This window comes from Azospirillum sp. B21 (genome assembly GCF_008364825.1).
In the GTDB taxonomy this organism is placed as follows: domain Bacteria; phylum Pseudomonadota; class Alphaproteobacteria; order Azospirillales; family Azospirillaceae; genus Azospirillum.
Map to the genome: position 1 here is coordinate 189,892 of NZ_VTTO01000004.1, position 23,244 is coordinate 213,135.

The following is a 23,244-nucleotide window of genomic DNA, read 5'->3' on the forward strand; positions in this document are numbered from 1 at the left end:
GATTCCTCTTTGTTCCAAAGGATGGATATTGCACGCCGCAGAAAACCTCTTTATATGGTGAGGTACGAATGCCGCGGAGCAAGCTTACATGAGCAACGGGTCCCCTTCCAACGCGCTGTTGTCTCTGACCACGGAGATCGTGGCGGCGCATGTCTCCAACAATACAGTCGCACTGACCGATCTTCCGACCCTGATCGAGCAGGTCTACAAGTCGCTGGCCAACGTCGGCACCGAACCGGTGGTGGCGGAGGAGCGGCCGCAGCCCGCAGTGCCGATCAAGAAGTCGGTCACGCCGGACTATATTGTGTGCCTGGAAGACGGCAAGAAGCTGAAGATGCTGAAGCGCCATCTGAAGACGGCGTACAATATGACCCCAGAAGAATACCGCGACCGCTGGGGCCTGCCGGCCGACTACCCGATGGTTGCGCCGAACTACGCGCGCCAGCGCAGCTCACTGGCCAAGCAGATCGGCCTCGGCACCCGCGCCCGCCGCGGCGCCTGAGGATCGGAGTTTCCGCAGGGCGGGCGGATGCCGATCACGGCGCCCCCGCTCTGGCCCATCCTCTTCCGGCCCATACTCTTCCGGTGCGCCTTACGTCCTGGGCCGCCGCTCCTGCCCTTCCGCGGTCGTCCCGCTCGCGGTCACCTGAAAACCTCACCTGAAAACCGTGGTGGCCAGGCGATCGCCCCCAAACCATAGGTTCGACGCCCTTGCCTGCAGCACCGCGGATGCCGGTCCCGGCCGGCTGGCGGCGCCATACGATGTCGGTTGACCGGGAACCGCCTGATCGTGTTATCCCTTGCGCTGCGTGCGACGCTGTTCGTCCCGACGTGGCCGCCCGGGCCCCGGCGGAAACAGCCGGCGCGGCGCATCGTCCCGAACCATCGCAGCGGACCGTCGACATGGCTGATGCAAGCTTGGACCAGCCGGACATGACCCGGACCAGCCCGGAGCGGGGCGAAGCGTCCGCACAGGACGCCGTCGGTTCCGATGCGGCGGTCTCCAGGCTCATGGATGGCATCCGCCTGGGCACGCTGGAGGTGCGGCTGGCCCGGTCGGCGGAGGAGATTGACTGGGCGCAGGCCCTGCGCTACCGCGTCTTCTATGAGGAGATGGCGGCGATCCCCTCTCCCGCGATGCAGGCCCAGGGCCGCGACTTCGACGATTACGACGATGTGGCCGACCATCTGCTGGTCATCGACCATGCGCGCGGCAACGGTCCGGACATGGTGGTCGGCACCTACCGCCTGATCCGCCGGCCTGCCGCCGAGAAGGTCGGGCGTTTCTATTCCAGCGACGAATACGACATCGGCCGGCTCGCCAGCTATCCCGGCGAGGTGCTGGAGCTGGGCCGGTCCTGCGTCGACGCCGGCTACCGCTCGCGCGGCAGCATGCAGCTGCTGTGGCAGGGCATCGCCGCCTATGTCTTCCAGCATGACATCGCCCTGATGTTCGGCTGCGCCAGCCTGCCCGGCACCGACCCCGATGCGCTGGCGGAGCCGCTGTCCTACCTGTACCACCATCACCTCGCCCCGCCGGAGCTGCGGGCGACGGCCCTGCCGGAACGCCATGTCTCGCTCGACCGCATGCCGAAGGACCGCATCGATCCCCGGCGGGCTCTGAACATCCTGCCGCCGCTGATCAAGGGCTATCTGCGCCTGGGCGGGTTCATCGGCGACGGTGCGGTCATCGATCATCAGTTCAACACCACCGATGTCTGCATCGTGGTGAAGACCGACCTGATCACCGACAAGTACTTCAAGCATTACGAACGTCGCAGCCGCGACAGCCAGGCTAGCTGAGGCGATCATGACCCGTACCGCGCGCGCCCTGGGATCGTCCGGCCGCGGGGCCCTGCGCCTTAGCCTGTACCTGCTGTGGACCTTGCTGCTGATCCCGCTCCAGGCATTGGCCGTGGCGCGGGGATGGCGGCTGTGCCGTACCCTGCCGCGCTTCTATCACCGCGTCTGCACCCGGCTGATGGGGCTGGACGTGGTGGTGCGCGGTGAACAGGTGTCCGGCGGACCGGTGCTGTTCGTGTCCAACCACTCCTCCTACCTGGACATCTCGGTGCTGGGGTCGCTGATCCCCGGTTCCTTCGTCGCCAAGACGGAGGTCGGGACCTGGCCCTTCTTCGGCCTGCTCGCCCGCCTTCAGCGCACGGTCTTCGTGGAGCGCAAGGCGCGCACCTCGGTCGACAAGCAGCGCGACGACATCGGCGGCCGCCTGGATGCCGGGGACAGCCTGATCCTGTTCCCGGAGGGGACCTCCAGCGACGGCAACCGCACCCTTCCCTTCAAGACCGCGCTGTTCGCCGTCGCCGCCCGCCGCATCGACGGCCGTCCGCTGACGGTCCAGCCGGTCAGCGTCGCCGCCACCCGGCTCGACGGCATCCCGATGGGCATCGCCTTCCGCCCCTTCTATGCGTGGTACGGCGACATGGATCTGGTGCCGCACCTGTGGCAGGCCTTCCGCCTCGGCGGCATGACGATCGAGGTGGAATTCCACGCGCCGGTGACCATCGACGGCTTTTCCAGCCGCAAGGCTCTGGCGGACCATTGCCAGCGCGTGGTCGCCGACGGCGTCGCCCGCGCCATCTCCGGCCGCCCCGACGCGCCGGTGCGGGCCAAGGACACCGCTCCGCAGGCAGCGGCCTCCCCCACTCCAGCCCTTGCTCCGGCGATCAGCGATCCTGCGCACGGGAGTGCTTGATTCCGCTCTTGTATCCGCCGCGCCGGTCGCCTATAAACAGCGGGCGCGCGGGTGTAGCTCAATGGTAGAGCAGAAGCTTCCCAAGCTTACGACGAGGGTTCGATTCCCTTCACCCGCTCCAATTTCCTACTGATTTTTGGGACAATATGGGATCCTCGCCGAGGCACACGGTGTGCCTCCTACCGAGAGGAGCCCAGTTTGGCCACTATCGAAAAGCGCGGGGCGAAAAGCGCGGGGCGTATCAGTTCCGCGCCAAAATTCGCATCCGTGAAGTTGCGGAAACCCGGACCTTTGAGACGCACAAGGCCACCGAGGATTGGCGCAGAGGCTGGAAGGCCAGATCGTTGGCGAAGAGTACGAGGACACCCGCGCGGCAAAGAATACGCCGTTGAGCGTTGCACTCCCCACCTGCGGACGGCGCAGCTGGCGTCGCGTCTCGGTTGAGATCAGCGCGCATCTCGTCTTGAAGAGCGGCGCGCCCTCCACCTACACTCTCCTCAGTTCCAGCAGCGTCCGCCTGTTCCAAGGATCTGACGCGCTTCCTTATCCTCTAGAGGGGTCCTTTCAATCTCCCGCCCGTCAAAGGACCGGTCGTAGGGAAAGGTCCCTCTATGGTTAAGCGTTATCTCACCCGCCGCGAGGCAACCGCCTAATCTTGGCGTGTCGCTGTCCTATCTCGCTCACCTGCCGGAGCACGAGGCGCCGAAGCCGATCCCGTATCCCGGCCGCGTCGTGCGTTATGACACGGTCGATCTCGACGCCTGGGTGTCTGCGGGCAAGCTCAAGTCCGTTACCATTGCCATCGCGCACCCGCCTGCCACTCGCCACCGGCGACCTGGCCGGCCGACGAAGGCGCAGCAGATCGCCCGCCGGAGCGAGATGGCTCGCTTGGCGGCGGAGGCGTGACCATGCGCACGATCAAGGCTGTTCAGCCGGACTCCAGCCGTACCAAGACCTCGCAGCGGTCGAAGAGCAAGCCTTCCAAGCGGAAAGGCCTCACGCTGAACGCGAGCGCGCTCCTGCGCGCGGTAGAAAAGAGCGATGAGGCGCATTCCCTGATTGAGGTGTTATTGCGCTATGTGCCGAATCCGGACTGGCACGGCAAGCGCGCCGTTCCGGCAGGTTGCTTCGCCGATCTAGCAATCGAAGGTGTGACCTCTCAAACTTCCCCACCGCCGGAGGTTGCGTTCGGCGCCGCAATGGCGATGATCTCCGCACGCCTGATTGCCAACGGCTCGGTCGTCCGTATTGACGCCGATCATACCGTTGATCCTACGTTGTGGCTGGTGATCCTGGCGCTCTCCGGGTCCGCAAAGACGTTCGGAGCCGACCGTGTTCTCGACATCGGCCGGCCCGTATACTTCGAGGACCCGAGTTCGTCAGCGGGATACTTTGAAGCTCTCAGGTCAGGCAAGAACCGTACCCTGTGGTTCCGGGACGAGTTCGGCCAGCTGCTGAAGTACCTCAAAGACCCGAGCAGTCCCACATTGGCGGCATGAAGGACTACATTCTCCGCATTTACGACGGAAAGCGCCTGGAGAAGCGGCTCAAGGACTCTTATGAGGTCGTGGACAATCCAGCCCTTACGATCCTCGGAATTACGGTGGATGCTACCTTCCACCAGTGTATTGACCCTGAGTCCTTGGTGGATGGGCTCATGCAAAGGTTCAATTTTCTGATTGCTTCTCCTGGGAAGTCTGCCGGCGCGCTCTGGAGGATTTCGGAGCAGATTCAGCCCGCTGGAAAGGATCGTGCGCCGGCTGGAGGATTTCGTGGCGCGCCGCCGAGAGAAGGGGCTCGACACCTCGCCGCGTGACGTGATCGCGAGCTACGTCGCCAAGTCGGCCAATGAGGCGCGCGCGCTGCTCAGTCTTGTCCTCGAAGGAATGGCGCGCCGCTCCCGAATCTAGCGCCTTACCAGCGGCTGCTGCTGACCCGCTGCTGACAGGGGAAAATGCCGAAAATTTGATTGCAATTCAATGGCGTAGGCAAACTTGCTGCACGCTTCTCCGGAGGGGGCACCTCCGGAGAAGCGCTCCCGAACATCACCACTGATCGCGGTCTATGCGTTCTATCGGAAGTCCAGCCGCCTTCCACGAGTCTACACCGCCGCGGTACCAGCCGACGTTGGTGTAGCCGATACGCTGGGCGCGCAGCGCGGCATTGTAGGACAGCCAGCACTCCGAACTTAGGCAATAGAAGACCACCGGCTTGGTTTTGTCGCCGCCAGTCAACTCATCCAAGCGCTTCGCCATGCGCGCCTGGGTCGGGTCGTCGAAGCCGGCGCCCTGTCCTGCACCGCTCAGCCACACGGAGCCGGGCAGCGCGTTAACCCAGGAGCCGGTGAGCACATTGATCAGGACCGGCTTACTATTGCCCTGGAGCGATTGGGCAAGGGCATAGGTGGCGACCACCTTGGCACCAGGCAAGGTGACCGGAGTCGGCGCATGATAGCTGCCCTTACGGATGACATCCTGAGGCGCAACCCCCCAGTCCTTATCCTCGGCGCTAAAAGGACGCGCTTCAAGCTGCGATACCACCTGGGTCATTGATTGACTGGAGGTGCTCGTAGTTTGGCAACCGGCAAGAAAAAGCGACGAAATGGAAATAAGGAGTGCAAATTTTTTCACGATGATGGAGGTTCCTCTTCCTGGAGTGATCAAAGTAACAGGCTCTTCAGCTTTGTGTCTTGGCCAGCGTAAGATGCGCGACGCCACGTCCGGTGGTGATCTGTCCCTCCATCACACCCGGTTGCGAGATCGAATGGGCCTCAACCCGACCTGAGGCAGCGTCTACGACGATGCTGTAGCCGTTGTCTTTGACTTCGATGTCGATGTCGGCCGGACGTCCGCGTCCGTTGGAACGCTCGCTGGCGGTGTAGCCCTTTGCCTTGAGAGTGTTGCTACTCGATCCCTTGGTCACGCTCTCGATAGCAAGGGTGATCTTCACGCCACCGGTACCGGAACCATTTGCGCTGCCGTTCCAAATACCGGCGAGTTCCTTGGCAACGTTGGCCAAGCGCGGATCACCGGAGGCAACCGACGGATCGATGGTGGTGCGGAAGTCAGAGCCGATGATCTTTGTCTCGCTGCCTGCCCCGGACGTGGTCTGGCAGGCAGACAGCGCCGCAGCGGCGGCCAGCAAGCTAATGGCGCCGAATCGACCCAAATCGTTCAAGATGCGCATTTATATAAGATCCTGTTTTTGTTGCTGCCCGGTGCCCCTACCGGAGGCTCGAGGCCGCAACTTAGTAGAGCAATCTTCAAAAGCAATCAAACATCTGCGGAAGGCTGGAGTGGCTGCTCAGCTTCGGATTTTACGAGTTGCTCAGAATCGCGTATATGGACGCGCCATGCACCGTAACCGTTCAGACCATTACCCACGCTATCGCTGATAAAAGGTGGAATAGCGACGGAAGGCACAATCATAGGTACACTATTCATGCGCCTTGGCCATTTTTCTGCCCGCAGAGTCTCCGCGCTAGCAGTGGGCGCCGCTCTGCTGAGCGGCTGCCAGACACCGCCTAAGATGGCTGTCGTTCCCGGCGAGCCTGTTGCTCTCGCTCCGGCGGCGTTCCGGTGCCCGCCGACAGGCACTGTGGTCGAGTACGAGGCCGGGCGCACCATAACCTACCTCGCCCAGGAACAACCAGACGCCTGCCTGATTACAAACGGCGCGCGCACCCAGTCCATGATCTACAACCTCATCCCCGCAGACCGCCGCGCCGCCGACGCGCTGCGCTCAGTGCTAACCAAGCTGTGGCCGCTCCAAGTCGGCAAGGCTGTGATCTCTGAGCGCGATCCCTTCCTCACGGGCAACGACGACATCGACGCCAAGTTCGTCACTGGCGTGAATGAGACCATCACCGTGCTCCGGTCCGAACGCCTGATCACCCCGGCGGGCACCTTCGACACCTATGTGATCGAACGCGCCTACACCAGCCTCTACGGCGACAGCGCTGGACGATATTACTACTGGTACGAGCCCAAGAACGGTCTTGTGCTCAAAGGGCTGTACGAGCGCGATTCAGGTGTCAACAAAGTTCGGGCGCCGAATATGACCGCCCAGCGTGTCCAGATCGGTGCCGCCCGTAGCCAATAAATCACAATCCGCGAATCATGACTCACACCGTTTCGCCATCTGCTCGCGGTGGTGAGCGATGGTCGTGACGGGAATTGAGGGGTGAACCGCACCAGGTTTCCTGGAGGCCCCATCATCTGAGAGGGTGGAGTCATTATGACGAAGCAGGCATCACCCAAATACGCCCGTGACGTGCGCGAGCGCGCGGTTCGGATGGTGTTCGAACACGAGGGCGAGCATGCCTCGCAGTGGGCGGCGATCAGCTCGATCGCGGCGAAGATCGGCTGCACGGCGGAGACGTTGCGGGGCTGGGTCCGGCAGGCCGACCGTGACCAGGGCAAGCGGCCCGGTCCGACAACGGACGAGCAGGAGCGGATCAAGGCGCTGGAGCGCGAAAACCGAGAGCGGCGCCAAGCGAACGAGATCCTACGCAAGGCGTCGGCGTATTTCGCCCAGGCGGAGTTCGACCGCCCGTTCAGGTAATGATCGCCTTCATCGCCGCGCTCCGCACCGTTCGCGGGGACGAGCCGACCTGCCGAGTGCTGCCGATTGCCCATCGACTTACCACGCCCATGCCGCCCGGCGGGCCGATCCGTCCAGGGCGCCGGCCCGTTCGCGAAGCGACGCGGAACTGAGCGTTGCCATCGGGCGGGTCTGGGATGCGAACTTCAAGGTCTATGGGGTGAGGAAAGTGTGGCGGCAGTTGCGGCGGGAGGGCATCGATGTGGCGCGCTGCACAGTGGCCCGGCCGATGTAGCACATGGGCTTGAAAGGGGCGACACGGGGCAAGACGGTGCGCACAACGATCAGCGACCGCGCGGCGCCATGCCCCCTTGCGGCAACATTCCCCCCGCTGAGGCCGAAGCGCGATACTATGCTCAAACCGAAGACGTCGCTATTGCGGCGTGACTCGAGCCAGATGGCCTTCTGTCTAAGGCGGTTCACGACCTCGCAAGCCGGCTCCTGGCGCAGCAGCGGGAGCGCGACCGTCGTGACGGTACGCGCCGCAGAATTCTGGTGGGCTCGATGATGTTCCACATGATGGCCAATGCACCGGAACTGCGGATGCACTTGCTCGCACAGCTCAACTTTTTCTAAACCGCTACGTGGACAGACTGCTCTTCCGCCTGCCGCCACATACGAAGGCGGCAGGCATGGAAGGTTAGGGTAAATATCAAATAATTGCTTGATCTTCTGATCTTGGAGCAATGGTGTAGTTCTACACGGGGCGGAAGTTTTTACAGCGCAGCACCCGCAGCACCCATTGCCATACCGGAGACAACCGTCATCCCTCTGCGGCAACCTTGATGTTGAGACGCTTGCCCGATAGCACGTCGAACCGCTTCCAGAGATAGCATCCGCCCGGCTTTGAAGGCGTCTCGTCGGCATTATGATCGATCACCCGGAGCGGCGTACGGACGCACACATCTCCCACGCTCGTCAGACCGGCACCCTTCACTTGCCGGATCTCACGGTCCGGGATCTCCTTGGAGGAGAGGGTGATCTCTCTGCCGTCGGCACCGGATGCCACCCTCAGGAAGTCGAGCGGCAACCCTGCGGAGGCGCCGGGTGCGACGGTGCCGCGGTCCTCCAGAGACAGCGCCAGCACGCCCTTGCCCAGATGCTTCGCGGACTTCACGCCCCGTACCTTGTGCAGTTCCCGAACGTTGCGCTCCATCTCCTCGTCGCTCTTGGCCGCAAGCTGCGGGTACTGGACGTACTGCTGGTAGGCCAGGAGGTGGGTGGCCTTCCCGTCGAATGTCGCGGTCCACGTACGAGCTGAATCGAGCGTGACCGTGGCACTATAGTCGTTGGGGAGCAAGCAACCGGACAGCGCAAGGACGGCAGCGGCAGCAAGGGTAGTGTGCAGGAATCTCACTGATGTCTCCGGTTAAGGAACTGAGGGCAGCCGTGGAGCCTGGGGCGCCGTTTGGCAACGTCCCTCTGCACGGCGGCGATGGCGCCACCGAGGTCGGCCTTGCGGCTTGTGGAAGCCTTCAGCCTACGTTTGGTGAGCTTCGCGCCGAGAACTTCGACGGCCCGATGGTACGCGTCGGCCTGCTCGTTGGTGAGCGTGCCCCAGCGTGAGGACTGGAGGTCGTACTCGCGGAAGTCGCTGCTGTCTAGCGCCGTCTAGACCGGATACTACACAGGTTGCCCAATCTCTTCCGGCGGGGCGCGGTGAACCGAAGCGCACCAAAAGCTGGAGTTGTGTAGATCGACTGCACAGCCCAGGTCGGACCTCCACCTACCGCCACGCGTCAATCTGCCGCACATCCAAACACGGGGCAAAGTGGGGCAGTGCTGGTGCACAACGCTGCATCTCCATGCATCGCGTTGCAATGAAGAATCAATCGCTTACCAGCATCGCCCTGCATCATGGGAGAGTAAATTCAGCTTCCCAAGCTTACGACGAGGGTTCGATTCCCTTCACCCGCTCCTAACGCCGCATCGGTTGCGGCTTGAAAATTTCCCTTTTGAAAATCTGGTCGTGAAGGCTGGGCGGTCTGTGCCGGTGGGTACGGATGGGCGCTCTCTTTTGCGTTGGCAGTTCGCCGATGGGGTGGTTGCCGGGCTGGCGGCGATCCTTGAGGCTGGGCAGCATCGTCCGTCCGCCCGAAGGGGAACGCCCATGCAGCCAATCGAACGAGCGCGCCGCCTCAGCCGGTCCCTGCAAGCGCGCTTCCGCATCGACCTGTTCTCCGCCCTGGTGGAGCGCGAGTTCGAACGGCGGCTGGCGGAAACCATCCTGGAGGCGGAGCGCGACGCCTATCGCCGGGGGCGCGAGGAGGCGCTGGCCGGATCGGGCGGTGCCGCGGTTCTGGTGAGCACCGAGGACGGGAAAGCCGCGGTCAATCCATCTCCGCGGCGGGAAGAGGGGGCATGGCCGGGCGGGAGGCCCATGACCATGTGAGGCCCGCCCGCTCGGCGCAGGCGTAATGCCAGGGGCGCTGGTCGCCATGGCCGGCCCAATGCGGATCGCCCGTGCGGATCGGCCGGCCGCAGGCGCAGCACAGTGGACCGTTGCGCGCCGCACGCCCGGATTGGGCGCGCGCGGCGCCGGTCTTTGCCGATTTCGGCTTCGGTTCCCATCCCAGCGAGGCGGGATGCCGTCCGTACTGCGCCATGGTCTTTCCCCTGGTTTGCGGTGATCCCCCGATCACGGCCAAAACGCGTCCATAGGCATCGATAACAACGCGGTCGTGGCGGAGCGAGAATGCCGCCGTCGCGCTGCGTTGCCAACAACAAGGATGGACAGGTTCCAACCCGAAATCGTTGCCCTTCCGTGTGGGCAGGCGGCTCAAAACTGCTCGTTGTCGGGCGGCTTTGCAGAGAACACACAATAGTCACTACAGACTTCGGCACGCTTCACATGATTGCTTCCGCCAATTGTCTGGGGCAATGACGCGGTCATCTTTTGGTCTGTTTCCGGTCACACCGCCGTTCATAACCAGTTAACCGTTGGAGACTAGCGTCCGCCGCCTTCGCTGCATTGCGGCATGTTCTTCATGCGAAGGCGCTCCATGACGGCATTTCTTCTGGATTATCTTCCCACCTTTACCGCCATTTCTCCCGTCGCGGCGACCGGCATTGCCGGACTGATGGCCGGAACACTGTCGACGCTGCTCGGCGACCGGCGGGCGATCCTGTTGGCGCAGGCGACGGCGTCCATGCTTTTTCTACTGCATTTCCTGCTGCTGGGGGCCTGGACCGGCATGCTGATGTGCGCGCTGGGGCTGGTGCAGATGGTCGTGCGCTGCCGGCGGCAACCGGGGCGGCTGCTGGGGCTGCTCTATGCGCTGACCGTGCCGGCGGCCCTGGCGGTGGCGGCGCTGACTTGGCAGGGGCCGATGTCGGCGCTGTCGGCAACGGGCTTTCTGCTGGCGACGCTCGGCCGCTGGCAGGGCGCGGTCGGGCGGATGCGGCTGTTCTTCATCGGCGCGACGCTGGTCGGGTCGGGGCACAATCTGCTGGCCGGATCGGTCTTCGGGCTGGTGTCGGACGCGATGGCGCTGACCGGGCATGGCCTCGCCCTGTGGCGCGCCGGGACCTTCCGGGGGCTGTCCGACCGCCTGTCCGCCGTGCGCACCGTTTTCGGGACAGCTGCTTGAAACCGTCGGCGCACCCCACCGGTGCACCCCCGATTGCTCCCGGTGCGGAGCGGGAACATTCAGCCCTACGGCAGGGTTGTGGCAACGAAGGGGAAGTTTGGGAGGACCTGCCGTTATGGAAAAAGACCAGATCGTCGATACGCTCAATGACCTGATCCGCATCGTCGAGGACAGTCACGAAGGTTACCGGCAGGCCGCCGAAACCGCCGAGGACGAGGATCTGAAGGCCCTGTTCAACGATCTGGCCGCCCAACGCGGCGCCATCGTCCGCGAGATCCAGAGGCTGGTCGCCGAACAGGGCGGGGCGCCCGACATGGGCGGCACCATGATGGGCGGTGCCCATCGCTTCTTCCTGGAACTGAAGTCCGCCGTGATGGGCCACGACCGCGCCGCGATCATCGCGGAGGTCGAACGGGGCGAAACCGAATGCCTGCGCCGCTATGACGAAGCCATGGCGAAGGAGCTTCCCCTGCCCATCACCGCCGTCATCGCCCAGCATCTGGACCGCATCCGCGTCGACCGTGACCGCATGGCGGCGTTGCGCGGGGTGGTGGCATGATGGTGCGTCGCAGCATTGCGGGGGCGCCGGAGCGGGCGTAGGCTTTCGGTCCGTGGTCCAGCCCGCTGGCTGGACCAACTGCCCCGCCGATCATCCGGCATATGGTGGCCGGATGTCGGCTCCACCTGGACATGGATTGATGAACAGCGACAAACAGAAAGCAGACCAGTCCGGCAACGATCTGGTCACCAAGGGCGCTTTCGCCCTCTACCACGCCGAGAACGCCCACCGCGTGGCCGAATTCAAGAAGTCCAAGAATGCCGAGGCGGCGATCGCCGCCGATTTCGACGCCTACCGCTCCCGCTATCTGCGAAAGTTCAAGGATGTCTTCGACAGCCTGTCCGAACAGGGGCTGACCGTCACCCGCGCGGTGTGACCCGGCCGGGTGCCACAGCCGGCGCCTGCCCCGATATCCCGGTCCCCGCCGCCGCCGCACGACGCCGGTCCGCCGCGTCCAGCACCGCGAGGCGCCCGGCGGGATCGAGATCCCTCCAGACCATGATGTCGTTCAGCGTCCGGTAACAGCCGACGCAGACCTCCCGATCGTCCAGCGTGCAGAGCCGGATGCAGGGGGATGGAACCTGATCGTCGCGGGTCGCTTGCGTCATGGCGCGACTGTGCCAAGGCTGCCGCATCGCGGCAAGCGGTGCGTTGCGCGGGCCACCTCTCCCGAATGGGATGGGAAAGCCGCAGGCCCGCCGCTATACTGTGCGGCATGGCCCGCATGCTGTTCCTCCGCGACATCGACGCCGACGTGCAACTGCGCTGCCGCGCCTGCGGGCATGGCGGCGTGCTTCCCCGTGCCATGCTGGAACGGCGCTTCGGCCCGAACTATCCGGTGCTGTCGATCGCGCCGCATTACCGCTGCTCGCGTTGCGACTCCCGCGACATCGAAAGCCGGCCGATCCTGGCGCCGCCGCCGGCCGCCTCCTTCGAGGCCGCGAACGAGGAGCCGTCCTTCGACGCGCCGCTGGCGGCACTGAACGGTTTGCTCGCCTCGCTGCGTGGCGACGCACCGGCGGCGAAAGGGCAGTCCGTTTCTCCGCCTCCCCCTCCTCCCCCACTTGCTCCCGCCGCCCCGGTGCGCAGCAAGCCGCTGTCGGAGCTTCCGCTGGCCGATCTGGTGGCCGATGGTCCGGGCGATGACGGCGCCGCTCCGCTGTGGGAGCCGGTTTCCCTGGCGGACATGGCGGCACGGCTGGGTGCGATCAGGCCGGGCGACGATGAGCCCGACCGGGACGGCGAACCGGATGGCGGCGATCCGTTCGATGACGGTTGGGACGATCCGGCCCCGCCTGCCCGCCCCGCCGGGAAGGAGACCGCCCGCGACAATGCTCCCGACGCCGATCCCGACGAGGGCGGGGACGAGACGCTGGCGGCGATGCATCGCCTGCTGGCCCAGGCCCATTGGAGCGAGGACGACGAACCGGAAGCCCCTGCGCCGACGACCGCCCGCCGCTTCGAGCAGCCGGGGACGGAAGAGGACATCGACGGGTCAGCGGAAGAGGACGAGCCGACGGTCTTCTCCCATAAGATCCTGGTGCGCAAGGATTTCGAGGAAGACTGGGGAGAACCCGAGTCCGAGTTCGACCGCTGGCGGTCGGAAGAGGACCGCGACACGGCGGACGGCTTCGATGAGGATGAGGAGCCGTCTGACGAGGAGATTCTGTCCTTCGCGATCCGCGACCCGGAAAAACCGGTTGCTCAGCCGATAAACCGGCCGGCGGCCAAGTCGGCCAAGCCCGCTGCACCGCCGCCGGCCGATGAACCGCTCGATTTCGACCAGCACCGCGCCGAACGCCGTGCCCAGCGTCCACCCCCGCCGCCGGAGGATGAGGAAGGCTTCGACCGCACCCTCGCCGCCTTGCGGTCGATGATCGAGGATGCGGCCAATGACCCGGACGACGATGCTCCGCCCCTGCCGCGGAAGTCGCCTGCTGCGGAGGCAAGGGGCATCGACAAAGGCACCGACAGGAACACCGACAGCCCCCGCGGAGCGGCAGCCGGATGGGAGGATGAGGACAAGAGCGTGGACGATCCGCTCTCCGGTTTCGATGCCGATCCGGCGCCCGACCCCGATCCCGACCGTGACTCTGCGCCGGCCGGCCGCCGCTCCGCCCAGGAACGCGAGATCGAAGAGGCGATGAAGGCCCTGCGCGGCCTGATCGAGGAGGAGGTGACGCTCGAGCCCCCGCCTCCGGCATCCGCCCCCGCCCCCGCCCCCGCCCCCGCCCCCGCCCCGAAGCCGCGTGCCGGCAAACCGCGCCCTCCGTCCCGCAGCGAGCCGATCGTCCCTTCCGCGGAAGAGGCTGAGCCCGCGGAACCGGTTGCCAAGCAGCTCGCCCCCAAGGCGGTCGATCCGACGCCGCTCAGCAAGACCATCGCGGCACTGCGCGGCATGCTGGAACTGGACGGCAAGCGCAAGCGCTGACGCGGCTGTGGTCCTTCCGGCAAGCGGTCACTTGCGCGGGCGCTTTTCCTGCATGATCTCCAGCTGCAGCTGCTGGATTTCGGCCAGGCGCTGCCATTGGCGCTGGATCAGGTAATCCATCTTTTCGTGCAGGTGCCGGATTTCCAGCTCGGCCTTCAGGTTGACGCGGTAGTCGTTCTCGGAGCGCAGCCGGTCCTTCGCCTCCTGCCGCTTCTGGCTCATCATGATGACCGGGGCCTGGATGGCGGCCAGGCAGGACAGCACGAGGTTCAGCAGGATGAAGGGATAAGGGTCGAAGGCCTTTGGATCGCCTTCGATGATGTTGATGATCATCCACACGCCCAGGAAGAAGGCGAAGGAGATCAGGAAGGCCCAACTGCCGCCGAAGCTGGCCAGCCCGTCCGACAGGCGTTCTCCCAGCGTGCGGCGGTCGTCGTACTCCTCCTCCGGGTTCTCGGCCAGCGTCTCGTGGCGGGCGAGGCTTTCGGCGACCTCGCGGTCCAGTTCGCTGAGTTCGCCATGCTCGGCCTGCAGCAGCTCCGCCACATAGAGCGAGCGGTAGCGCGCCAGCTCCTGCCGGCTGATCTGCGAGTCCGGCTCCAGATGCGGGTGGTCCAGCCGGATGCGGTCGGCAAGGTTGGGGCGCAGCGCGTCCAGTGCGATCAGGTCGCGCTTTGGCCGGCGCTTGCCGCTGATGGCGCAGGGTTGGCGCTTGGACGCCAACGGGCCCGCGTCTTCCTGGCCGGCACCGAGGTTCGGCACTGCGGACTCGTCGCCGTCGTCCGGCGGAAGCTGATGGTCGGTCATGATGTCGCCCTCCCTCGAATGCGCGGACCGGGGTGACCGACTTTATGCCCGACCGTTGCGGCAAGCCGGTTAAATCGCTGAAAGATCGTAAGACCCGGCAAAGTAGGGGAGCCGTTGCGACGGCTGGAGACTTGCCGCGGCACGAGACACCACCGGCTGCCGCCTTGGCGAAGCCAAGATGACAGGCGGTTCATCCTTGTCGGCCGCATAAGGAAAAGGGGCCGCCTTGCGGCAGCCCCTATCCTTACCTGTGCGGCGTATCGGCCCGTCAGCCGATGCGCCAGACCTCCGGGCTGTTCTCCAGCCGCTTCAGCAGGGCGATCCGCTGCTGCTCGATCTCGTCGGGCAGGCGGTCGCCGAAGCGGTTGAACAGTTCCTCCTGGTCCTTCGCCTCGGCCTCGGCCTCCTTGCGGTCGATGTCCATGATCTTGGCGAACTTGTCGGCCGGGAAGTTCAGGCCGGACCAGTTCAGATCCTGGTAGCGCGGGGAATAGCCGAAGGGCGATTCCGCCACGTCGGTGGCGCGGCCGCGGACGCGGTCGACGATCCACTTCAGCACGCGCATGTTGTCGCCGAAGCCCGGCCAGACGAACTTGCCGTTCTCGTCCTTGCGGAACCAGTTGACGCGGTAGATGCGCGGCAGGCTTTCCACCTTGCCTTCCATCGACAGCCAGTGGTTCCAGTAATCGGCCATGTTGTAGCCGCAGAAGGGCAGCATGGCGAACGGGTCGCGGCGGATGGCGGCCTGGCCGACGGCGGCGGCGGTGGCCTCCGAGCCCATGGTCGCGGCCCAATAGACGCCTTCGCGCCAGTTGTAGGCCTCGAACACCAGCGGGAAGGTCTTCGACAGGCGGCCGCCGAAGATGAAGGCGCTGATCGGAACGCCGGCCGGATCCTCCCAGGCCGGATCGATCGACGGGCACTGCGCCGCCGGGGCGGTGAAGCGGCTGTTCGGGTGGGCGGCGACGCGGCCGCAGCCCGGGGTCCAATCCTTGCCCTGCCAGTCGATCAGGTGCGCCGGCGCCTCGTCCGTCAGGCCTTCCCACCACACGTCGCCGTCGTCGGTCAGGGCGACGTTGGTGAAGATGACGTTGTGGTCCAGCGTCTTCAGCGCGTTCGGGTTCGACTTCACGCTGGTGCCGGGGGCGACGCCGAAGAAGCCGGCCTCCGGATTGATGGCGCGCAGCGTGCCGTCGGGCTGCGGCTTGATCCAGGCGATGTCGTCACCGATGGTGCGGACCTTCCAGCCCTCGAACTCCTTCGGCGGGACCAGCATGGCGAAGTTGGTCTTGCCGCAGGCCGACGGGAAGGCGGCGCCGACATAGGTCTTCTCGCCGGTCGGGCTTTCCACGCCGAGGATCAGCATGTGCTCGGCCAGCCAGCCCTGCTCGCGGCCCATGGAGGACGCAATGCGCAGCGCGAAGCACTTCTTGCCCAACAGCGCGTTGCCGCCGTAGCCGGAGCCGTAGGAGACGATGCGGTGCTCTTCCGGGAAATGGACGATGTACTTGTTGTCGGCATTGCAGGGCCACGGCACGTCCTGCTGGCCCGGCTCCAGCGGGGCGCCGATGGAATGCAGGCAGGGGACGAAGTCGCCGTCGCCCAGGATGTCCAGCACCTTCTGGCCCATGCGGGTCATCAGGCGCATGTTGACGGCGACATAGGGGCTGTCGGAGATCTGCACGCCGATGTGCGAGATGTCGGAACCCAGCGGCCCCATGCTGAACGGCACCACATACATGGTGCGGCCGCGCATGCAGCCCTCGAACAGGCCGTCCAGCTTGGCCTTCATCTCCTCCGGCGCCATCCAGTTGTTGGTCGGACCGGCTTCCTCGCGCGTCTTGGAGCAGATGTAAGTGCTGTCCTCGACCCGGGCGACGTCGCCCGGATCGGAACGGCAGAGGAAGGAGTTCTGGCGCTTGGCCTCGTTCAGGCGGATGAAGGTGCCGGCTTCCACCATCTCGTTGCAGAGACGGTCATATTCTTCCTGCGACCCGTCGCACCAGTGAACGCGCTCCGGTTTGCATTTCAGCGCGATCTCCTCGACCCAGGCCAGGAGCTTCTTGTTCCGCGTCCGCATATTGCCAGTCATATCGTCCTCTCGAAGGCTGGGCCGGTACCGCCGCGCCGGGCATCCCATCGGGGTCCCGCGGCCGGTCCGGCCGTCTTTGTCCGTTGTCGTGTCAGATGGAAGGAGTCCGCCGGATCGGCGGTCCGATCAGCGGGATGCCGGTCCGAACGGGCGGCAGGGCCGGAGGCCCGCCGGGATCGGCGGCACCGCGCAGGCGCGGCGACGAAACGGTGCAAAGGGCGGCCCTGAGGCGACAGGTCTGGGGGCCAGGGGCCCGGACGGGAAACGGGTCGATCCGTTATGGTCCACTGAAGTGTTCTCCTGGTTGCGCAAGCCCACACGCCGCCTTCTTGTTCTTGGTGCGGTGTGCGGTGGTGTCGAAGCGACCTCTCGGCTGGTCGTTCGGGCTGACGGTTGGCTGCTCGTCTCTCTCGGTCTGTGATCGCGCCTTTTGGCTTGTTCCGCCTTCGGCTTCTTTTGCTTTTATGGTCGGGCTCTTTTCGGTGGCCCTTTGTTCGGGCGTCCCTGTTGTTCGGGCGTCCCTTCTTGGGCTTCGGGGTCCGTCAGGCGCCCCCTTCGCCGGTTATCGCATGTCCTGGCGGTCCGGTCCCGTCCTGCGGCCGGATCAGTGCATCCAGCATCAGTCTAGCCGATTCCGGGTCATGGATTCTCTGCTCAAAATCGACGCGGGCGACGTACCCCCCGCGTCGCAGGTCGCATCCCTCCGGGTCCACCCCGGTCAGGCTCCAGCTTTCCCCTTGCCCGGCGCCGTCCTCATCTGTGGAGGGAACCAGCCGGGGGCCGTACCCCTCGCCGTTCAGGCGGTCGAGCAGCTCCGCCTCCCCCGCCGCCAGCGCCGGGGCGGAGGCAGGCAGGTCCAGCTCGGCGGCGGACAGCCAGTGGATGCGGCCGAAGCCGGCGACCAGATGGGCGCGCTCCACCATTACGCGGTAGATCGCGAAATCGGCGAAGCCGGCATAGAAGGCGGCATCGGGATGGCGGCGCAAGTAACGCGCCCGGTGGGCGGGGTCGTCCGACCGCTCCGCCCGGCCCAGGACCGACAGGCGCGCACCGGTCAGCGGCTGCGCCAACCCGGCGGTGCGGTCGAACAGCAGGCCGACCCGGCCGTCGGCCAGCAGGTTGCGGGTGTGGTCGGCCAGTGTGGAAAGCAGAAGCAGCGGGCTGCCGTCATGGTCGAACGCCACCAGCACCAGCGATGGGTAGGGCCAGCCGCCCTTGTCCGGGCCACCGGTCTCAGCGCTGCCGGTGGCGTCGGGCCGCTGGGCGGTGGCCAGCGCGGCGCGGTCGCAGGCGCGCATCAGGCGCCGGGCGCTGGTGGCCGGAGCCGTGCCGCCCGTGCGGTCGCCGGGAGGCATCGCGCCCTCCTTCCCGTCCGGAACGGTGCCGGTCGGAGAGGACGCCGAAGAGGCGTTCAGAAAACTCATTCCAAAACGAGTGCGTTCTCCCGCGCGGCACCGTTGTTCGGCGCCGCATTGCCGCCATATTGGACCATACAAATGCTGCGGGAAAAGAGAAAACTGCCGCTGGTACCTGGACTCTGGCATAAAGTATTGGGATGACCACTCGGCCTATGCCTGATGTTTCCGCTAACATTTCAGGTCCCGCCCCGCTCGACCGTTCCGTTCCGACCGATTGGGAAGCTGTTACGACCATGGCCCACACCGTCGCCCTGGTGGATGACGATCGCAACATCCTGGCTTCCGTCTCCATCGCCCTGGAGGCCGAAGGTTTCGACGTGCGCACCTATACCGACGGCGCCGAGGCGCTGCGCGGCCTGACCCAGCGCCCGCCGGACCTCGCCGTGCTCGACATCAAGATGCCGCGCATGGACGGCATGGAGTTGCTGCAACGTCTGCGTCAGACCAGCCACATCCCCGTCATCTTCCTGACCAGCAAGGACGACGAGCTGGACGAGCTGATGGGCCTGCGCATGGGGGCGGACGACTACATCAAGAAGCCCTTCTCGCAGCGCCTGCTGATCGAGCGCATCCGGGCCCTGCTGCGGCGCGAGGCGCTGCGCGGCGAGACCGCCGAGGCCGATCCCGGCCAGATGATCACCCGCGGGCCGCTTCTGTTGGACGGCGCCCGCCATGCCTGCAGCTGGAAGGGCCAGCCGATCGACCTGACGGTGACGGAGTTCCTCCTGGTCCGGGCGCTGGCCCAGCGGCCGGGCCATGTGAAGAACCGCGACCAACTGATGGACGCGGCCTATGGCGAGCATGTCTACGTCGACGACCGCACCATCGACAGCCACATCAAGCGGCTGCGCAAGAAGTTCAAGGCGGTCGACCCCGACTTCTCCCAGATCGAAACGCTCTATGGCGTCGGTTACCGGTACAAGGAGTAAGCCGGTGTCCGCGACGGGCGGAGCGAGGCCCAAGGAGAGGCCGGCGCGGCGGCGCGGCGTGTCGCCGCTGACCCTGCGCATCCTGGCGGTGAACGTGCTGGCGCTGCTGGTGCTGGCGGCGGGCCTGCTCTATCTCGGCCGCTACCAGGACCGGCTGATCCAGGCGGAAACCGAGGCGCTGGCGACCGAGGCGCGCATCTTCGCCTCCGCGCTGGGCGAGGGCGCGGTGAACCGCATCCTGACGGCTCCTTCCCCCACCGGGGCATCCACCACCGACGAGGGAGGCGAGCGGTTCGAGCTGGCGCCGGAGCTGGCCCGCCCGATGGTCCGCCGGTTGGCGGAGGCGACGGCGACCCGCACCCGCCTGTACGACATCGACGGGCACATGCTGTCCGACAGCCGCGTGCTGGTCGGCTCCCAGGGGCGCATCGAGATCCGCGAACTGCCCTCTCCGCCGGCCGGGGATCCGGTCAGCCGCGCGATCAACGATCTCTACACCCGGCTGATCGACGTGGTGCCCAGCCGCGAGGGATTGCCGGCCTACCGCGAGGCGCCCGGCCAGCCGAACCCCGATGTGGAGCGGGCGCTCGGCGGCGAGGCGGCGGCCACCGTCTGGCGCGTCGACGGCGAGGGCGGCGACCCGGAACTGCTGCTGACAGTGGCGGTGCCGGTGCAGCGTTATCGCGAGGTGCTTGGCGCGGTGCTGCTGGCGCGCAGCGGCGGCGAGATCGACCGGGCCATCCGCTCCGTCCGCTTCGACATCCTGCGGGTGTTCGGCGTGGCGCTGTTGGTGACGGTCGCCCTGTCCTTCTATCTGGCCGGCACCATCGCCCGGCCGATCCGCCGGCTGGCCCAGGCTGCCGACCGGCTGCGCACCAGCCACGGCCGTCATGCCGAGATCCCCGACCTGACCCGCCGCGGCGACGAGATCGGCGAGTTGTCCGGCGTGCTGCGCGAGATGACCGATGCGCTGTGGACGCGGATGGACGCCATCGAACGTTTCGCCGCCGATGTCGCCCACGAGATCAAGAACCCGCTGACCTCGCTGCGCAGCGCGGTGGAAACCGCCGGCCGCGTCAGCGACCCGCGCCACCGCGACCGGTTGATGGCGATCATCGCCGACGACGTGCAGCGGCTGGACCGGCTGATCAGCGACATCTCCAACGCTTCGCGCCTCGACGCCGAGCTGTCGCGGGCGGAGCCGGAACCGGTCGATATCGGCCTTCTGCTGACCATGCTGGCCGAACTGCGCCAGACGGTTGCCGAAACCGTGGACGAGACGGTGGCGGCCGGTGGTGGCGAAGTGCCTGGAGAAGGCGGCGCGGAGGATGGCCGGCCCATGCCGCCCCGCCTCGTGATCGACATTCCCGCGGGCGAGCGGCTGGTGGTGCCGGGGCTGGAGGGGCGGTTGACGCAGGTGTTCCAGAACCTGATCGACAACGCCCTGTCCTTCTCGCCGCCCGGCAGCGTCGTGCGGCTGTCCGCCCGGCGCACCGGACGCACCGTGACCGTGGTGGTGTCCGACCAGGGGCCCGGTATTCCCGACGGGAAGGAGGAGGCGATCTTCGACCGCTTCTACACCGAACGTCCGGCGGGCGAGAAGTTCGGGACCCATTCCGGTCTCGGACTTTCGATAGCAAAGCAGATAGTCAGTGCCCACAACGGATCGATATCCGCGCGAAACCGTCAGGTATCTGGGGGAGCGGTCGACGGCGCCGACTTCACCGTTATCCTGCCATTGTTATGAGACCTTCGACCAAAATACATACATCCCCGGCACTATCGGGTGGACAAGCCCGGTCTATCGACCGATCATGGCGGCGGTCGTTCTCGCTTGCCGGCTGATGCGACGGCCGGTCCTTATCGGTCCGGTTGTTTCCTCTGCTCCATATGGTGATCGAAGGGTGGCCATCCCCCGGAACAAACATGTGGGGTTGCCATGCCTGAGTCCGGTCCGCCCGAGTCGCTCGCGAAAAGGTTGTCCCCGGCGGGTTCCCGTTCCCGTGGACCCGTCCCGGGAGAGGCCGAGGTCGTCGACCTCCGCCGCTACCGGCTGGCCCGTCTGATCCGCGATGCCGGACGGCAGCAGGGGGAATTGGCCCGTCTGATGCGCGACGGCGCGCGGGAGCGCAACCAGCTGGCGGAGGCGCTTCAGGGCGCGCAACGCCATCTCGCCAGCATCGCCGACAACTACAAGATCCTGCTGGTCCGGCTGCAGCGGGAAAAGGACTTCCGCGACGCCTGCCAGGAGGCGGCGGAGCTGGAGGACTTGGACGAGATGATCCGCCGCCGCGACGCCCTTGCCCTGGAACTGGAGGCCATTCGCCGCACCCCCCGTGGAGCCGCCGGCAACTGAGCGGGGCCGTATGCCATCGTCTCCCGTGTTCCGGCAGGGTGTGATCCATGCCGAAAGAACGGAGGAAAGCGGATGGGGGAGCCCGGTCAGGTGTCCCCGCCTGACCAGTCGGGCCACCGTTCCGTTTCCATTGACAGAACCCGCGCCACGTCTCACCTTCGCCAGACTATGGTGACGATTCACGGCACCTGCGTCTTGCTCTCCGAGATCGGCGTGCTGCTGCGCGGGGAGTCCGGACGCGGAAAATCGGATTTGGCCTTGCGACTGATCGACGGTGGCGCCCGGCTGGTCTCGGATGACCGGGTGGCGTTGCGCGCCGCCTCCGGACGGCTGACCGCTTCCGCCCCGCCGGCGCTGGCCGGGCTGCTGGAGGTGCGGGGCGTCGGCATCCTGCCGGTCCCGTCCGTCGCGTCGGCCGATGTCGGGCTCGTCGTCGATCTGGTGCCGCGCGACGGGGTGGAACGCCTGCCGCAGGCGGAGACCGAGATGCTGATGGGCATCACTCTTCCCCGGCTGGGCCTGCACGCCTTCGACGCCTCCACCCCCGCCAAGATCCGTCTTGCCGCCGCCTGCCTGCGCGACGGGCGGCTGGAGCGGGTCCCCGCCGGCCTGTCGGCCCAGCCCGGCCCGAACCAGACCCAGCTCAGCCCGGTCGCGCCATGAGCCTGTCCGACGTGCCGTCCGATCCCGCCACCAGCGCGCCGGCCAACCCTGCGACGGTCCGCGGCCGCGTCGTGCTGGTCACCGGCCTTTCCGGCGCCGGCATGTCGGTGGCGCTGAAGGCGCTGGAGGATCTGGGATACGAGGCGGTCGACAATCTGCGCCTGTCGCTGGTCTCCGCCCTGATCCAACAGGCCGACCCGAAGCGCCGGCCGCTGGCGCTGGTGATCGACAGCCGGACCCGCGACTTTTCCGCGCAGAACTTCCTGGACGAGCTGGCGGAGTTGCGCGGCCGCGACGACCTGGACGTCAGTCTGGTCTTCCTCGATTGCGGCGACGAGGTTCTGCAACGCCGTTTCACCGAGACGCGCCGCCGCCATCCGCTGGCGGAGGACCGTACGGTCCCCGATGGCATCCAGCGCGAGCGTGCCCTGCTGTTCCCGCTGAAGGAGGAAGCCGACGTCACGATCGACACGACGCAACTGTCCATTCACGATTTGCGGCGCATTCTGTCGGGGCATTTCCGGCGTGACGCCCAGGCAGCCCTGCAGGTGTTCGTGACCTCCTTCTCCTTCCGCCAGGGTCTTCCGCGCGAAGCCGATCTGGTCTTCGACGTGCGGTTCCTGACCAACCCGCATTACGACCCGGAGCTTCGGCCGCTGACCGGCCTGAACCCGGCCGTCGCGGCACGGGTGGAAAGCGACCCCGACTTCCCCGCCTTCTTCCGGAACCTGACGGAGCTGCTGCGACCGCTGCTGCCCCGCTACAACCAGGAAGGAAAGAGCTATCTGACCATCGCCATCGGCTGCACCGGCGGCAAGCACCGGTCGGTCTTCATCGCCGAACGGCTGGCCGCCTGGCTGAAGGAGCAGAGGCTGCGGGTCAGCCTGAGCCACCGCGAACTCGACCGGCTGGGGCTTCGCACCGCCGGGCAGACCGGCACCCCGGCCGGCAACATGGGATGATGCAAATTGCGCCTTGACGACCATACGTCCAACCAACGATCCAGATGCGATGCGGGCGGTTGCCGTGCGGCAGCGGTTCTCGCGCAGGTCTCCGGGGAGGACCCAACCTTGAAGGATGTCCC

Annotated in this window: 24 protein-coding genes, 1 tRNA gene, 1 pseudogene and 1 other annotated feature; of the genes and pseudogenes, 19 read left to right on the top strand and 7 right to left on the bottom strand. The window is 66.1% G+C overall.

Features of this window, described 5'->3' with window-relative positions:
* Positions 1-88: 88 nt before the first annotated feature.
* The 7 genes from FZ983_RS11985 to FZ983_RS34050 all read left to right on the top strand — a co-directional run bounded on the left by FZ983_RS11985 (position 89) and on the right by FZ983_RS34050 (position 4,623).
* Positions 89-502 (top strand): MucR family transcriptional regulator, encoded by a 414-nt coding sequence (locus FZ983_RS11985; protein ID WP_014249126.1) that lies wholly within the window; start codon positions 89-91, stop codon positions 500-502.
* Positions 503-903: 401 nt separating this feature from the next.
* Entirely contained in the window at positions 904-1,803 is a 900-nt protein-coding gene (locus FZ983_RS11990; protein ID WP_149223782.1) for a GNAT family N-acyltransferase, read from the top strand.
* Between the two features lie 7 nt (positions 1,804-1,810).
* Positions 1,811-2,713: a lysophospholipid acyltransferase family protein gene (locus FZ983_RS11995; protein ID WP_149223783.1), complete on the top strand. Its 903-nt coding sequence runs from the start codon at positions 1,811-1,813 to the stop codon at positions 2,711-2,713.
* Positions 2,714-2,760: 47 nt separating this feature from the next.
* Positions 2,761-2,834, top strand: a tRNA-Gly gene (locus FZ983_RS12000).
* Positions 2,835-3,373: 539 nt separating this feature from the next.
* Positions 3,374-3,619 carry a hypothetical protein gene (locus FZ983_RS12005; protein ID WP_149223784.1) on the top strand — a complete coding sequence of 82 codons (246 nt, stop codon included), beginning with the start codon at positions 3,374-3,376 and terminating at the stop codon, positions 3,617-3,619.
* Positions 3,620-3,621: 2 nt separating this feature from the next.
* Positions 3,622-4,212: a hypothetical protein gene (locus FZ983_RS12010; protein ID WP_149223785.1), complete on the top strand. Its 591-nt coding sequence runs from the start codon at positions 3,622-3,624 to the stop codon at positions 4,210-4,212.
* A 252-nt stretch (positions 4,213-4,464) separates the two neighbouring features.
* Complete coding sequence (locus tag FZ983_RS34050) at positions 4,465-4,623, top strand: hypothetical protein (RefSeq protein ID WP_188092320.1); 159 nt, start codon at positions 4,465-4,467, stop codon at positions 4,621-4,623.
* Between the two features lie 135 nt (positions 4,624-4,758).
* Here FZ983_RS34050 and FZ983_RS12020 read toward each other — a convergent pair whose 3' ends face one another.
* Together FZ983_RS12020 and FZ983_RS12025 are read right to left on the bottom strand one after the other, a co-directional pair.
* Positions 4,759-5,430 (bottom strand): rhodanese-like domain-containing protein, encoded by a 672-nt coding sequence (locus FZ983_RS12020; protein ID WP_188092303.1) that lies wholly within the window; start codon positions 5,428-5,430, stop codon positions 4,759-4,761.
* Positions 5,390-5,899, bottom strand: a complete 510-nt coding sequence (locus tag FZ983_RS12025; RefSeq protein ID WP_149223788.1) for a hypothetical protein — start codon at positions 5,897-5,899, stop codon at positions 5,390-5,392. Before FZ983_RS12025 ends, FZ983_RS12020 begins: the two co-directional genes overlap by 41 nt.
* Before the next feature lie 342 nt (positions 5,900-6,241).
* On the opposite strand from FZ983_RS12025, the gene FZ983_RS12030 reads away from it, so the two are divergent.
* Both FZ983_RS12030 and FZ983_RS12035 read left to right on the top strand, forming a co-directional pair.
* Positions 6,242-6,814, top strand: a complete 573-nt coding sequence (locus tag FZ983_RS12030; protein ID WP_149223789.1) for a hypothetical protein — start codon at positions 6,242-6,244, stop codon at positions 6,812-6,814.
* A 135-nt stretch (positions 6,815-6,949) separates the two neighbouring features.
* A pseudogene (locus FZ983_RS12035) lies at positions 6,950-7,628 on the top strand (IS3 family transposase); the annotation flags it as partial.
* Positions 7,234-7,352, top strand: a sequence feature (AL1L pseudoknot). (Overlaps the previous pseudogene by 119 nt.)
* A gap of 450 nt (positions 7,629-8,078) precedes the next feature.
* On the opposite strand, the gene FZ983_RS12040 reads toward FZ983_RS12035, so the two are convergent.
* The gene (locus tag FZ983_RS12040; protein ID WP_149223790.1) at positions 8,079-8,672 is read right to left on the bottom strand and encodes a hypothetical protein; all 594 of its coding nucleotides are present in this window, start codon (positions 8,670-8,672) and stop codon (positions 8,079-8,081) included.
* A gap of 753 nt (positions 8,673-9,425) precedes the next feature.
* Between FZ983_RS12040 and FZ983_RS12045 the strand changes: the two genes are divergently transcribed.
* From FZ983_RS12045 to FZ983_RS12060, 4 genes are all read left to right on the top strand, one after another.
* A complete protein-coding gene (locus FZ983_RS12045; RefSeq protein WP_149223791.1) occupies positions 9,426-9,707 on the top strand; it encodes a hypothetical protein in 282 nt (93 codons plus the stop codon).
* A 610-nt stretch (positions 9,708-10,317) separates the two neighbouring features.
* A complete protein-coding gene (locus FZ983_RS12050; RefSeq protein ID WP_188092304.1) occupies positions 10,318-10,905 on the top strand; it encodes a YgjV family protein in 588 nt (195 codons plus the stop codon).
* A gap of 115 nt (positions 10,906-11,020) precedes the next feature.
* Positions 11,021-11,464, top strand: a complete 444-nt coding sequence (locus tag FZ983_RS12055; RefSeq protein WP_014249119.1) for a PA2169 family four-helix-bundle protein — start codon at positions 11,021-11,023, stop codon at positions 11,462-11,464.
* Positions 11,465-11,603: 139 nt separating this feature from the next.
* The gene (locus tag FZ983_RS12060) at positions 11,604-11,840 is read left to right on the top strand and encodes a hypothetical protein (protein WP_149223793.1); all 237 of its coding nucleotides are present in this window, start codon (positions 11,604-11,606) and stop codon (positions 11,838-11,840) included.
* On the opposite strand, the gene FZ983_RS12065 is transcribed toward FZ983_RS12060, so the two are convergent.
* The gene (locus tag FZ983_RS12065) at positions 11,824-12,072 is read right to left on the bottom strand and encodes a DUF1289 domain-containing protein (protein ID WP_211102895.1); all 249 of its coding nucleotides are present in this window, start codon (positions 12,070-12,072) and stop codon (positions 11,824-11,826) included. The two genes, FZ983_RS12060 and FZ983_RS12065, sit on opposite strands and share 17 nt — an antisense overlap.
* Positions 12,073-12,188: 116 nt before the next feature.
* On the opposite strand from FZ983_RS12065, the gene FZ983_RS12070 reads away from it, so the two are divergent.
* Positions 12,189-13,895 carry a hypothetical protein gene (locus FZ983_RS12070; protein WP_149223795.1) on the top strand — a complete coding sequence of 569 codons (1,707 nt, stop codon included), beginning with the start codon at positions 12,189-12,191 and terminating at the stop codon, positions 13,893-13,895.
* 27 nt (positions 13,896-13,922) lie between these two features.
* On the opposite strand, the gene FZ983_RS12075 is transcribed toward FZ983_RS12070, so the two are convergent.
* From FZ983_RS12075 to FZ983_RS12085, 3 genes are all read right to left on the bottom strand, one after another.
* Entirely contained in the window at positions 13,923-14,702 is a 780-nt protein-coding gene (locus tag FZ983_RS12075) for a DUF1003 domain-containing protein (protein WP_149223796.1), read from the bottom strand.
* 268 nt (positions 14,703-14,970) lie between these two features.
* Positions 14,971-16,794, bottom strand: a complete 1,824-nt coding sequence (locus FZ983_RS12080; RefSeq protein WP_149223797.1) for a phosphoenolpyruvate carboxykinase (GTP) — start codon at positions 16,792-16,794, stop codon at positions 14,971-14,973.
* A 542-nt stretch (positions 16,795-17,336) separates the two neighbouring features.
* Positions 17,337-18,149: a pyridoxamine 5'-phosphate oxidase family protein gene (locus FZ983_RS12085; protein ID WP_149223798.1), complete on the bottom strand. Its 813-nt coding sequence runs from the start codon at positions 18,147-18,149 to the stop codon at positions 17,337-17,339.
* Between the two features lie 296 nt (positions 18,150-18,445).
* Here FZ983_RS12085 and FZ983_RS12090 point away from each other — a divergent pair, with 296 nt between their 5' ends.
* From FZ983_RS12090 to rapZ, 5 genes are all read left to right on the top strand, one after another.
* Complete coding sequence (locus FZ983_RS12090; RefSeq protein WP_149223799.1) at positions 18,446-19,141, top strand: response regulator transcription factor; 696 nt, start codon at positions 18,446-18,448, stop codon at positions 19,139-19,141.
* 4 nt (positions 19,142-19,145) lie between these two features.
* Complete coding sequence (locus FZ983_RS12095; RefSeq protein WP_149223800.1) at positions 19,146-20,888, top strand: stimulus-sensing domain-containing protein; 1,743 nt, start codon at positions 19,146-19,148, stop codon at positions 20,886-20,888.
* Between the two features lie 192 nt (positions 20,889-21,080).
* Positions 21,081-21,497 carry a hypothetical protein gene (locus FZ983_RS12100; RefSeq protein ID WP_149223801.1) on the top strand — a complete coding sequence of 139 codons (417 nt, stop codon included), beginning with the start codon at positions 21,081-21,083 and terminating at the stop codon, positions 21,495-21,497.
* A 168-nt stretch (positions 21,498-21,665) separates the two neighbouring features.
* A complete protein-coding gene (locus FZ983_RS12105; RefSeq protein WP_149223802.1) occupies positions 21,666-22,160 on the top strand; it encodes an HPr kinase/phosphatase C-terminal domain-containing protein in 495 nt (164 codons plus the stop codon).
* Complete coding sequence (gene rapZ / locus FZ983_RS12110) at positions 22,157-23,122, top strand: RNase adapter RapZ (protein ID WP_149223803.1); 966 nt, start codon at positions 22,157-22,159, stop codon at positions 23,120-23,122. Before FZ983_RS12105 ends, rapZ begins: the two co-directional genes overlap by 4 nt.
* Positions 23,123-23,244: the final 122 nt, after the last annotated feature.